This window comes from Mycobacterium sp. E3251 (genome assembly GCF_001666835.1).
In the GTDB taxonomy this organism is placed as follows: domain Bacteria; phylum Actinomycetota; class Actinomycetes; order Mycobacteriales; family Mycobacteriaceae; genus Mycobacterium.
This window is the reverse complement of the sequence record NZ_LZJF01000027.1, coordinates 44,154-55,376: the sequence shown is the minus strand read 5'-3', so window position 1 is coordinate 55,376 and position 11,223 is coordinate 44,154. Positions and strand designations below refer to the sequence as shown.

Below are 11,223 nucleotides of genomic sequence, written 5' to 3'. Positions count from 1 at the left end.
CAAGGAGAACTCATGCGGCCGTCCCAACCATCAGCAGATCCGATTCCTGCGGACGTTCGGGCGCTGGTGATGCCGGCCGTGCTCGACGAGTTGACCCGATGGGGCGTCGAGCGGTTCAGCATCGAGGCGTTGGCCGAGCGGAATCACCTCGACCCCGCGATGGTGTACCGCTATTGGGCAGATCGGCGCCAACTCATGGTCGACGCGGTGCTTTCCGACGTCGAGACGGTGAGGTCGGGAACCGACACCGGCTCGTTGCGAGGAGACCTGGAGGCCCTGGCCCGCAATGTGACCAATCGGATCAACACTGAAGTCGGCTGCACACTGTTGCGCGCGCTGGTGATGGACCGCCGCGGGGGGCACGACGAAGTCACCCGGGTGCGGTTCTGGCGGGCACATTTCAATGCGATGCGCGCGGTCGTGGACCGGGCCAGGGAGCGGGGTGAATTGCGCGACGACGTCAACACCCTGGCCGCGGTTCAGATCCTGCTGGCGCCGCTCAACATTCGGGCCCTGTACTCCGACGTTCCCGTCGACGACGACTACTGCGCCGCGATCGTCGACTTGGCGTGGCACGCGCTCGCCCGCCGGTGAGCCTGGTCGTACCATCCGCCTATGAGAAGGACATTCGTCGCGACCTTAGCCTTCGGTTTGATCGTCGCCTTGTTCGGCTTGATCTGGGCGCTTCAGGGATTCGGGGTGCTCGGTGGTAGCCCGATGAGCAACACCACCACCTGGTCGGTCATCGGTCCGATCACCGCGGTGATCGGCATCGTGATCGCGGTAGTCAGCTGGCGGAAACTCTCGTCGAAATAGGGCTTCACGTCCCTGTCACGGTGAAGTCCACCGAGTGCCAGCCGGTGGCGCCGTCGGGGACCGTAGCGGCTCTGTGCGAGGTCTGGGTTTCCCCGGTGTTGTCGGTGGCGCGCACGGTGATGGTGTGCTGCCCAGGGCTTTTCGCCTGCCAGGGAAAGCTCCACAGCCGCCACGTCTGGTTGGAGTAGCTCGCGCCCTGTTCGGCTGCCTGCCACGCGCCGTCGTCGATGCGGACTTCCACGGACCGCACGCCGCGATTCTGCGCCCACGCGACGCCGCCGAAAACGACGGGACCCACCGGCACCCGCTGACCGTTTTTCGGCACGTCGATCCGCGACTCGGTCTTGACGGGTGCGCGCGGTGCCCAGCCCTGCCGCGTCCAGTACGCCTGCGCCTTGTCGAAGCGGGTCAGCTCCACGTCGATGACCCACTTGGTGGCCGACACATACCCATAGAGCCCCGGGACGACCAGCCGGGCCGGATAGCCATGCTCGATCGGCAGGGGCTCACCGTTGAGGGCGACCGCCAATAGCGCGTCGCGGCCATCGGTGAGCGCATCCACCGGCGTGCCGGCAGTGAACCCGTCGATCGACGTCGACAGCACCATGTCGGCCTCCGGACGCACGCCGGCCGCCGCCAACAGGTCGGCCACTCGATAGCCCGTCCACACCCCGGTCGAAATGAGGTTGCCCCCAACGGGATTGGAAACGCAGGTGAGCGTCGCCACCTTTTCGATCACGTCGAAGCCGGCGAGGTCGGCGAAACTGTAAGTGGCTTCGCGATTCACCATGCCGTGAATGCGCAGCCGCCAGTCGGAGTGGCTGAGTTGGGGAACGGTGAGCGCGGTGTCCACCCGGTAGAAGTCGGCGCTGGGGGTCACGAAGCTCGGCAGCGCAACGCCTTTCGGCTGCACATCGGCGGGCGCCGGGGGTGCCGGCGTGCGCGGCTTGGGCAGCGCGAAGCCGGTGCGGTCCGCGGCCACCGAATGCGCCAACCGTGTGATGACCGCGCCCGCCACGCCACTCACGACTCCGAATCCGAGCACGACCAACCTGCGTCTGCCGGCATCCGGCTCGTCGAGGTCGCCAGCGTCTTCGGGATCCTGCCGAAAACGACGGGTTAGCAGGCGCAGGGCCGCCACGCCGCACGCCGCGCCCGCGATGGTCGGGATCGCGTCGAGCGCCGTCGCTCCCGGTCGCGACAACACCGCGACGCATCCGAGCGCGCCCGCCGCGGCGATCACGGCGCTCCCGAGTGGGCGGCGCCGGGTCTCCAGCGTCCCGGCAATCGCGGCGATCGCCGCGATCACCACCAGCACGGCCACGGCCAGGAAGAGTTTGTCCAAAGAGCCCAGGGTCTGAATCGCCCACTCTTTGACCGGGCCGGGTGTCAGGTCGACGACCGCCGCGCCGATGGCGGCCCGCGCGTCGGCCCGCGCACCGAACGGGATGCCCACCAGCTGGGCCATCCCGAGCGCGACGGATGCGGCGGCGACCCCGGCGATCATCCGCTCATTCGACGGCGGGGCAACCACCGGAGTTTCGTTCTGCTTCAACGGGATAGGGAGATTGCGCCTTCGGGACAGTTCTGCTCCGCGGTGACGGCCTGCGCCTCGAGTTCGCCGGACACCTCAGCGACGAGTACCACGGAGTGGCCGACCTCGTCGGCGTCGAAGACGTCGGGCGCCAGGGTGTAGCAGCGTCCGTGCCCGGTGCAACGGTCGGCGTCGACGACTATGCGGGTCATGGCGCCGGAAACACCAGCGGCAGCGACTCCACCGAACGCAGCGCGGCGGTGTAGGTCAGCTGGGTGCCGGGCTTGATCTCGTAATCCGGTATGCGCCGGTGGAATTCGCGTAACGCCACCCGCAGCTCCATGCGGGCGAGGTGAGAGCCGAGGCAGCGGTGCGGGCCGCCGCCGAATGCGCGGTGCCGGTTCGGGTTGCGGGTGAAGTCGACCAGTTCCGGGTCGGCGAACTCGGCCGGGTCGGTGTTGGCGGCCCCCAGCAGCGGGCTGACCCGTTCGCCCTTGCTGATGGGACACCCGCCCACCTCGACGTCTTGAATGGCGACGCGGGCGACGCCGGGCACCGGTGTCTCCCAGCGCAGTAACTCCTCGACGGCGCCCGGCAGCACGTCGGGCTGCTCGACCAGCTGGCGACGGTGGTCGGGGTGGCGGGCGAGGTACACGAAGAAGCAGTCGAGCGAGTCGGTCACCGTGTCCAGGCCGGCGATCAGGAACAGGAAGCAGATGTCCAGGAGCTCTTCGCGCGACAGCGGCTGCCCGGCGATCTCGGCGGCGATCATCGCCGACAGCACGTCGTCGCGGGGACTGGCGATGTGGTCGTCGATGGCGCGGTCGAAGTAGTCGTAGATCTGTTGCGCCACCGCTGCGGAGCTTTCGTGGCGGCGGTCGAAGCCGGAATCCCCCTCCGGGCGGATCACGCCGTCCTTCCATTCCAGGAACTTGTCGAGGTCCTCCAGCGGCAGCCCGAGCACCTGCAGGAAGACGGTGCACGGCAGGGGCACCGCGAACTCGGCGTGGAAGTCGCATTCGCCCCGATCGGCGAAGCGGTCGATCATCTCGTTCACCAGTTCGGTGACGCGGGGTTCCCGGCGGGCCATCTCCCGCGGGGTGAACAGCGGGTCGAGGACGCGGCGGTACTTCGCATGTTCGGGCGGGTCGATCTGCAGGGGGATCAGCGGCCGCACGTTGCCCAGGTCGACGGCGTCCATGTTCGACGAGAACACCTCGGTGCGTTTGAGCGCCATCTCGATGTCGGCCAGGCGGCTGAGAACCACGGCCTGCGGCGACCGGAACACCGGGCTGGTTTCGCGCAGCGCCTTGTACATCGGCTGCGGCTCCGCGAGACCGGTCACGGTCTGGTCGACGAACCCTTCGGTTTCTGTCATCTGGTCAGACTGGCACCAACATCCCCGCTGGGCAATGGTCAATGCTAAGCGGTCGCACAATCGGTGCGCGGGCGTCAACTGTGCAGGTGAAGCCGCTCGCCGTGCGCCCCGAAGATCATGATGGCCTCCACCGGCCCGTCGACCACCCCGAACCAGTGCGGTGTCCAGGTGGAGAACTCGACCGCTTCGCCCGGAGCAATGGTGAAGTCGCGGTCGCCCAGCACCAACCGCAGTCGACCGGACAGGACGTACATCCACTCCTGCCCCTCGTGCACCGGCAGTTCCGCGGGCGGGGTGCGGCGCCGGGTGCTGACGCGGACCTTGAAGGCGTGCAGGCCGCCGGCGGGGCCCTGGCGCGTCAGCGGCCAGTAGGTGACCCCGTGGTGGGTGTGCGCCGCCCCGCGCACCCGCGGGTCGTGGGCTTCAGAGGTCGCCAACAACTCGTCGGTGCTCACCGACAGGGCCCGCGCGAGGCGTGGCAGGTGGTCGAGCGCGAGCCGGCGCTTGCCCGACTCGAGGCGGCTGAGCGTCGAGATGTCGATCCCGGCGCGCACGCCCACCTCCTGCAACGTCATGCCCCGCTGGATGCGAAGTTCCCGCAGCCGCCGGCGCACCTGAAGGTCGATATCGGGAGCAGATTTTGCCTGCATGGCAAATAACCTTGGCAAATTGGGCGGCGCTGGGCAATCTCGCGGCATGGAAACTTCTTGCAAACCCGATGACGCCCGGCGGTTCTGGGAAGAGCGCTACCGCTCGACGGGGCGGGTGTGGACCGGACGGGTCAATCCCCGCCTTGCCGAAGCGGTCGCCGACGTGCCGGCCGGCCGTGCCCTCGACCTCGGCTGCGGGGAGGGCGCCGACGCGCTATGGCTGGCCGAACGCGGTTGGCGCGTGGTGGCCGTCGACGTCTCGGCCACCGCGCTGCAACGCGCGAGGGAGGCGGCCTCGGAGCGGAATCTGCTCGTGCAGATCGACTTTCAGCAACACGACCTCAACGAGAGCTTTCCCGACGGCATGTTCGACCTGGTATCGGCGCAGTATCTGCACTCGCCGGCCCGGTTGGACCGTGAGGCGGTGCTGCGACGCGCGGCCGAGCACGTGAACGTCGGGGGTGTGCTGTTGATCGTCGACCATGGAGCGCCCCCGCCGTGGGCAGAGCACGACGATCACCGCCTTCCGGGTATCGACGAGGTGCTCGCCTCGTTGCGGCTGGACAGCGACCGCTGGGCCCGGGTCCGGGCTGAGGCGGCCGAACGCGAGGCGACCGGCCCGAAAGGGCAAGTCGGGACCGTGACCGACCATGTGATGGTGTGGCGACGGGCCGGGGACGCTCAGGCCGCGTCGTGAAAGATCAGCCCCATGGCGTAACGCTCACCGGAGCGCACCACCGAGACCCCGTGCCGCACCGGGGCAGCGGACCAGCCGCGACTCGAGGGCACCGGCCGCTCCCGCGTGGTGAACACGAATCCATGGCCCTGCGGCAATTGCGTTGCGGTGCCGCGGGACTGCGCGCGCGGCCGCTGTTCGACGAGCAGGAATTCGCCGCCGGTGTAATCGGTGTCGGGTTCGCTCAAGTTGATCACCACCTGTAGCGGAAAAACCAAGTCCCCGTAAAGGTCTCGGTGCAAGGCGTTCCAATCGCCCGGGCCGTACTTGAGCATCAGCGCGGTGGACCGGGTCTGGCCGGCCGCGTGGCAGGTGGCCAGCCAATCGTCGAGGCTGTCCGGCCAGGGCGCGTCGCGGCCCAGCTTTGCCCACCAGTCGCGGGCGATCGGCAACAGGCGGGGGTACAGCGCCTGTTTGAGGTCCTCGATCGGGTCGGGATACGGCGCGTGAAAGTAGCGGTATTGCCCGGCGCCGTACCGCTTGGGTGCCATGTCGATGGTCGAGCGGAACAGGCTGTCGTCGGCGTAGAGTCTGCGCAGCCGGGCCGCCTCGGCGCCGGTGAGGAGCCGTGGCAGCAGCGCCCCGCCGTACTCGTCGACCGCGGCGGCGACGCCGTCCCAGTCGGCGGAGTCGAGTCGCTTGTTCCACCGGTCCACGAGGTCCACGATAGAGTCCAGCCGCGATAGTTGCTGGCACCGGCATCGCGCAGGTAGTACCGTGGATCGTCGCGGACGAGTTGGCCGGGCGGCCGCGGACCGTCGCAAGGCGGTTCGAGGAAAGTCCGGACTTCACAGAGCAGGGTGATTGCTAACGGCAATCCGAGGTGACTCGCGGGACAGTGCCACAGAAAACAGACCGCCACCCTCGCGGTGGTAAGGGTGAAACGGTGCGGTAAGAGCGCACCAGCATCCCGGGTGACCGGGGTGGCTAGGCAAACCCCACCCGAAGCAAGGCCAAGAAGGCCGCACCGAAAGGTGTGGCCGCGCAGGCGTCCGAGGGTTGCTCGCCCGAGCCTGCGGGTAGGCCGCTCGAGGCACCCGGTGACGGTGTGTCCAGATGGATGGTCGCCACTGCGCATCTCCGGCTTCCGGAGGTGTGCGGCACAGAATCCGGCTTACAGGCCAACTCGTCCGCGCTAACATCCTGAGCTGCACGTTCAGGGGTTAGCTCTTCTACAGTCCTATCTGATTACCCGTACCGGTATTGTTTTCCAGCCGACGACATTCGCCATCTGAACCCGTTCGCACCGGTCGAAGTCGACTTCGTATCGGGGCATGAAGTCGAGTAGCTTCTCCAACGCGATGGCGCTTTCCATGCGAGCCAAGGCGGCACCGAGGCAACTGTGGATGCCGTATCCGAGGCCGAGATTCTGGGCCTCGGTGCGGTCTCGGTCGATGTCGAACGTGTCGGCGTCAGTCCACGCCAGGTGGTCACGATTGGCAGACCCACTGATCAGGAACACAGGGGCGCCCTCGGGGATCGTTTGTCCGTGCAGCTGGACGTCTCTCGTGGCGACGCGGACGTTGTATTGGGAAGGTGCCTCGTACCGCAGTAATTCTTCGACCGCAGCGGGAATCCGGCTCCGATCATCGAGCAACTTCTGCCATTGGTGTGGGTGCCGGGCGAAGAGGTAGATCGCGCTGCCGACGAGCTTGGTCACGGTTTCGGCTCCCGCTCCGCCGAGCATCGTTGCGAATGCGGCGATTTCGATGTCATCGAGTCGAGTCTTCTTTCCGTCGTGACGGACCAACTCGGCTCCGAGCAATTTGGTGAGCAGATCATCTCTGGGTTGGGCGCGGCGCTGTTCGATTAGCCCGTAGTAGTACATCGCAGTATCGATGGAGGCTTGGGTGCCCTCCTCGGTCAGTTCGAGTTGTCCGATCTCGCGCGTTAAGGACAAGTCGACCCAGTGCCGCACCTTTTGTGCGTCGTCCTCAGGTGCGCCGAGCATGCTGGTGATGACTTCCACTGGAAACGGTGCGGTGAAGTCCTGGACGGCGTCGAATCCGTCGGGGTCGACTCGGTTGAGGTACTTGTCGATCTTCTCGGTCGCCATTGCCTTTTGGGCTTGGATTGCTCTGGGCGTGAAGACTTTGTTGAGCAAGCTTCGCATGTCTCGATGGCTGGGAGGGTCCATCATGATGATCATGCGTGGGCCGGTGTCGACGGGTAGTCCATTGCGGATCGAGGCGAGGTCGGTTCCACGGGCCGACGAGTATGTCGCAGCGTCTTTATACGCGGGCGCGACGTCGGCATGGCGGGTCAGTGCGTAGAAGTCGAGGTCGGCGTTGTAGTAGACCGGTTGCTCATCGCGCATGCGTCGGTAGGTCTGGTAGGCCCCGTTGAAGAAGTCCTCCGAGAACGGATCGAAGACGATTTCTGCGGTCGTCATGGCACCCTCCAGTACCTCGGATACATCACATCGCAGTGCGATTGTCGCGGCCCATAGCTGCCGGGGTGCGGTCGAAGGCGCGTGCCATGGCCTGCACTGTGTACGACGCTGCGAGGCGACCGTCGACGGTGAAGACCTTGCCGTTGCCTTGGATCAGTCCACGTCCCGACCAGAACGCGTCATTGCTGTACAGCAGCCAGTTGCTGACATCGACGTCGTCGTGAAAAGCGATGGTGCTCATCATGACTGCGGTCGAGATGGTGTCGTGTGCTTGGGCTTCACCGAAGCCCCGATGCGGTGCCATGCCTGCCGCAATGGTCCAATGTGTGGTCGATTGGGCAAGAAGCGCAGCGTGCAAATACGACTCGTCAGGCGCATCCCGGAAGCGGACCCACACATCGATGTAGGGCGGTCCGATGCGGTCGGGGTCGGAATCGTAGGCTCCGTTGACGACTCGGATCTCGCGTCCGGTGACTCCGAATCCCGGAAAGCTTTCCGCCGCCTCGGGTCCTGGCACGTCGGGCATGGGTGGCTGGTCGCGAATCAGGTCGGGTGCGCCGGAATCGGCGAGCACTAGCGCCGCGCAGCACAGCCCACCGTGTTGAGTGGCGTGGACTTGCGTCGTAGAGAAGGTCTTGCCGTGCCGCAGCACCTCGACGGTTAGATCGACCGGGCCATCGAAGGCTGCTGATTTTGTGAAAATGGTCGATACAGAGGTAACTCGTTGGCCCGGAAGCGACTTGGATACCGCGACGACGGACTCTGCGACGAGTTGGCCACCCTCCACGACGTTGCGCCAGGTAGGTCCGTGCGCGGGGCCGACGAACCGGCCCTCACCGGCGGGCTCGACATCAATGATCCGCACCAGCTCGGCAGCGTCGCCCCACAGCGGGAAGGAGGCTGGAACGCTCCTGCCGTCAGGCCACCGCTCGACGATTTCGATGCGACAGGGCGTGTCGTAGAACGACACGTAGTCCGCGATCCCTGCGACCTCGGGAAGCGGAGTGCGGTAGGTCCACGCGACGCTGTCCGCGTGGTCGTGGGCACCTGCGAGGTCCCAATATGCAGCGCGACCCTTGAACGGGCATTCCGTTGTCCGATCCGAGGGCGTCAACAGGTCCCAACGGACGTCGGACTTCGGGAAATACAGTCGGTCAACATGATCGGTCTCGGTCACCACCAGACAGCCGTCACTTTCGGCGATGAGCACGTCACCGTGCCAGACCTGACCGGTGTGCTGAGAGGGCGTGATGTCAATCCGATAGTCCGGGTGGTCGGGCCACGCCGAGTTGACCTGATCGCTCGCGGCATGCCGGTCGGTGGGTGTCACGATTTATCTCTGACGAGTGCGGGCATGGTTTCCCAGCCTCGGACGGTCGAGGTGGTCGACATCCGTGCGGCCGAGAGGTCGACGTCCCACTCGGGAAACCGTTTAAGGATCTCTTCGAGTGCGATGCGCCCTTCCAGACGCGCCAGGGCCGCACCGATGCAGAAATGCGTACCGACAGCGAAGGCGATGTGTGACCGGTTTTGGCGGTGTATGTTGAAACTCTCTGCGTCGGAACCGAATTGGCGGTCGTCTCTGTTAGCCGAACCGATGAGGAGCGTCATCACGCTGCCGCTAGGCACCTGCTGGCCGTAGTATTCGACCTCGCGTGTGACGTAGCGCGATACGAAGGGAGCGGGCCCTTCGAAACGCAATAACTCCTCGACCGCCTGAGGGATCAGACCTGGATCGGCGACAAGCTCGCTTCGTTGGTCAGGGTGCTCGGCGAGCACCTTTGCCGCCCATCCGATAAGCCGTGCTGTCGTCTCATTGCCCGCCAGGGCGACCATGTTGACGTACATGAGCAGCTCGGCGCGCTCCAAGTGGCGAGTGACGCCATGCTCGTCTTCGAACTGCACATTGAGCAGTTCGGTGACGATGTCATCGGAAGGATTGTCGGCTCGCCAGTCGATGTAGTCCGCCCAGAGTTGACCGTCATCGAATCCGGTCGACGCGCTTTCCATGGGCCGACCCGCCTCCGTCGTCAGAATCGCGTTCGCGTGGTCGCGGGACCTCAGTTGATCCTCATCGGGGAAGCCCAACAGCATGCCGATTACCCGCATGGGCAGTTCCGCGCCGAAGTCCGTGACGAAGTCGAACCCGCCCGCACCGACGAGCGGGTCGAGGCTGCGCACGCAGAACTCTCGAATCTGAGGCTCCAATGCGCTGATCTTGCGCGGGGTGAACATCCGCGACAACAGCCTTCGGTGAATGTCGTGTCGGGGCGGGTCCTCCGCGACGATAAGCCCGGACGGAATCTCCATATCCGCCTTGATGAACTCCAAGATGTTGCCGCGTGCCGAACTGAACGTCTTGTTGTCGAAAAGTGCCTTCTCGACATCTGTGTAGCGGCTCAGCGCGAAGAAGTCGTGCTGCTCGTTGTAGTAGAGCGGCACCTCGTCTCGTAACCGCCGGTACACAGGGTAGGGATCGGCGACAAGGTCGACGTCGTAAGGGTCGAAACGAAGCTCACCAATCGTGTTGCGGGACATTTTGTCGCTCCTCTACCTCGCCGACGTGCGGTTATTTGCCGCTGGCCGGGTTGTGAAGTACTTTTAAGCAGGTGCTTAAAAGTTAAGCACCTGCTTAACACGCCGAGGCGAAGCTGGTCAACCCGATAGCCTGACCTGTCAGCACTTACGAAGAATGCGAGTCATGAATGGCATCGCCACGACGGATCGCGTCGCCAAACGCGAAGACACGCACCGTGATACTGGATGCAGCCGAGCAACTTATGCTCGATGAGGGCTGGGCAGCCGTCACTGGCCGCCGCGTTGCTGAGAGAGCCGGTCTTGGCTCACAGCTCGTGCACTACCACTTCGGCACCATGGACGATCTCCTTCGGGCGGTTTTCCAACGCCAAGCCGAAACAGGGTCCTCAGCACATGCCGAAGCCCTTGAATCGCCGCAGCCGCTGTGGGCACTCTGGCGGATGATTCGCGATGCCCCTTGGGGTAAGTGGGCCATCGAGGTTCTTGCCCTGGCCAACCATCGTCCGCAACTCGCAGCCGAACTACGCCACTACGCACAGACGTTCCGCGCCCAGCAAGCTGAGATGGTCGCCGCCGTGTTGAAGAAGTACGACGTCGATGAACGAAGCGTTCCGCCCATGGCGGTGGCATTCCTGATGACCGTCATCCCGCCAGTCCTATTCATGGAGGACCAAATCGACATCACCGCCGGGCACACCGAGATAGTCGGACTCGTCGAGCGCTACCTCCGCGAAGTCGAAGGCGAACCCCCTCCGAGCTAGTCGGGCGGGATCGATAGGGGTGGGGGGTGTCCGCTCGACCGACTGACGTGCGCCTCGTACGGCGAGCACCGTCTCTCTCCGGACAGATGGCTTCGGACGAAGCGTCCGCAGTCCGTCCGGAGTAGGTCCAAACGGCGGCCCCCATTGGTCAACGTCGCCAACGCAACAGGCCGGCAAGAAGCCAACGCGGGCTAATAGTCGACGCTCACTGTTCCTGTTCAGCTTGCGATTCGGTTCCAGCCAACGCTCATCGTTTGTTACCGACGGTTCGGATTGCAGCGTGACAGCGACGTATGTACGGAATGGCGCGATGTCACGTTCGACTGGGGCCCGCTGCTGGAAATAACCGGGCGTTGGGAACCGTCGCCATGGCGGCGGTCTGGTCCGCAGCCAGTCCGCAGCAGAATTAATCGCAGTC

The 11,223-nt window shown here is 65.2% G+C and carries 12 protein-coding genes and 1 other RNA gene; 5 read left to right on the top strand and 8 right to left on the bottom strand.

Annotated elements, in window-relative coordinates; translation table 11 throughout:
* Positions 1-12: 12 nt before the first annotated feature.
* Both A5697_RS04080 and A5697_RS04075 read left to right on the top strand, forming a co-directional pair.
* Positions 13-594: a TetR-like C-terminal domain-containing protein gene (locus A5697_RS04080; protein WP_068008216.1), complete on the top strand. Its 582-nt coding sequence runs from the start codon at positions 13-15 to the stop codon at positions 592-594.
* A 21-nt stretch (positions 595-615) separates the two neighbouring features.
* A complete protein-coding gene (locus A5697_RS04075) occupies positions 616-816 on the top strand; it encodes a hypothetical protein (RefSeq protein WP_067200991.1) in 201 nt (66 codons plus the stop codon).
* A 4-nt stretch (positions 817-820) separates the two neighbouring features.
* Here A5697_RS04075 and A5697_RS04070 read toward each other — a convergent pair whose 3' ends face one another.
* From A5697_RS04070 to A5697_RS04055, 4 genes are all read right to left on the bottom strand, one after another.
* Positions 821-2,323: a molybdopterin-dependent oxidoreductase gene (locus A5697_RS04070; RefSeq protein ID WP_068008211.1), complete on the bottom strand. Its 1,503-nt coding sequence runs from the start codon at positions 2,321-2,323 to the stop codon at positions 821-823.
* A gap of 44 nt (positions 2,324-2,367) precedes the next feature.
* The gene (locus A5697_RS04065) at positions 2,368-2,562 is read right to left on the bottom strand and encodes a ferredoxin (RefSeq protein WP_067947425.1); all 195 of its coding nucleotides are present in this window, start codon (positions 2,560-2,562) and stop codon (positions 2,368-2,370) included.
* The gene (locus A5697_RS04060) at positions 2,559-3,728 is read right to left on the bottom strand and encodes a cytochrome P450 (RefSeq protein ID WP_067947427.1); all 1,170 of its coding nucleotides are present in this window, start codon (positions 3,726-3,728) and stop codon (positions 2,559-2,561) included. Before A5697_RS04060 ends, A5697_RS04065 begins: the two co-directional genes overlap by 4 nt.
* Before the next feature lie 74 nt (positions 3,729-3,802).
* Positions 3,803-4,378 carry a helix-turn-helix domain-containing protein gene (locus A5697_RS04055; protein ID WP_067947429.1) on the bottom strand — a complete coding sequence of 192 codons (576 nt, stop codon included), beginning with the start codon at positions 4,376-4,378 and terminating at the stop codon, positions 3,803-3,805.
* A gap of 46 nt (positions 4,379-4,424) precedes the next feature.
* On the opposite strand from A5697_RS04055, the gene A5697_RS04050 reads away from it, so the two are divergent.
* Positions 4,425-5,075, top strand: a complete 651-nt coding sequence (locus A5697_RS04050) for a bifunctional 2-polyprenyl-6-hydroxyphenol methylase/3-demethylubiquinol 3-O-methyltransferase UbiG (protein ID WP_067947432.1) — start codon at positions 4,425-4,427, stop codon at positions 5,073-5,075.
* Here the strand turns inward: A5697_RS04050 and A5697_RS04045 are convergent.
* Positions 5,060-5,770: a 2OG-Fe(II) oxygenase gene (locus A5697_RS04045; protein WP_068008264.1), complete on the bottom strand. Its 711-nt coding sequence runs from the start codon at positions 5,768-5,770 to the stop codon at positions 5,060-5,062. The two genes, A5697_RS04050 and A5697_RS04045, sit on opposite strands and share 16 nt — an antisense overlap.
* A gap of 76 nt (positions 5,771-5,846) precedes the next feature.
* Between A5697_RS04045 and rnpB the strand changes: the two genes are divergently transcribed.
* Positions 5,847-6,247, top strand: an RNA gene (gene rnpB, locus A5697_RS04040) — RNase P RNA component class A.
* A 47-nt stretch (positions 6,248-6,294) separates the two neighbouring features.
* Here rnpB and A5697_RS04035 read toward each other — a convergent pair.
* Genes A5697_RS04035 through A5697_RS04025 form a run of 3 tightly spaced genes read right to left on the bottom strand, consistent with a single transcriptional unit; the run spans position 6,295 to position 10,044 of the window.
* A complete protein-coding gene (locus A5697_RS04035) occupies positions 6,295-7,506 on the bottom strand; it encodes a cytochrome P450 (protein ID WP_068008208.1) in 1,212 nt (403 codons plus the stop codon).
* Between the two features lie 25 nt (positions 7,507-7,531).
* Complete coding sequence (locus A5697_RS04030; RefSeq protein ID WP_068008205.1) at positions 7,532-8,836, bottom strand: DUF427 domain-containing protein; 1,305 nt, start codon at positions 8,834-8,836, stop codon at positions 7,532-7,534.
* Positions 8,833-10,044 carry a cytochrome P450 gene (locus A5697_RS04025; protein WP_068008203.1) on the bottom strand — a complete coding sequence of 404 codons (1,212 nt, stop codon included), beginning with the start codon at positions 10,042-10,044 and terminating at the stop codon, positions 8,833-8,835. Before A5697_RS04025 ends, A5697_RS04030 begins: the two co-directional genes overlap by 4 nt.
* Before the next feature lie 215 nt (positions 10,045-10,259).
* Here A5697_RS04025 and A5697_RS04020 point away from each other — a divergent pair, with 215 nt between their 5' ends.
* Positions 10,260-10,805 carry a TetR/AcrR family transcriptional regulator gene (locus A5697_RS04020; RefSeq protein ID WP_369806055.1) on the top strand — a complete coding sequence of 182 codons (546 nt, stop codon included), beginning with the start codon at positions 10,260-10,262 and terminating at the stop codon, positions 10,803-10,805.
* Positions 10,806-11,223: the final 418 nt, after the last annotated feature.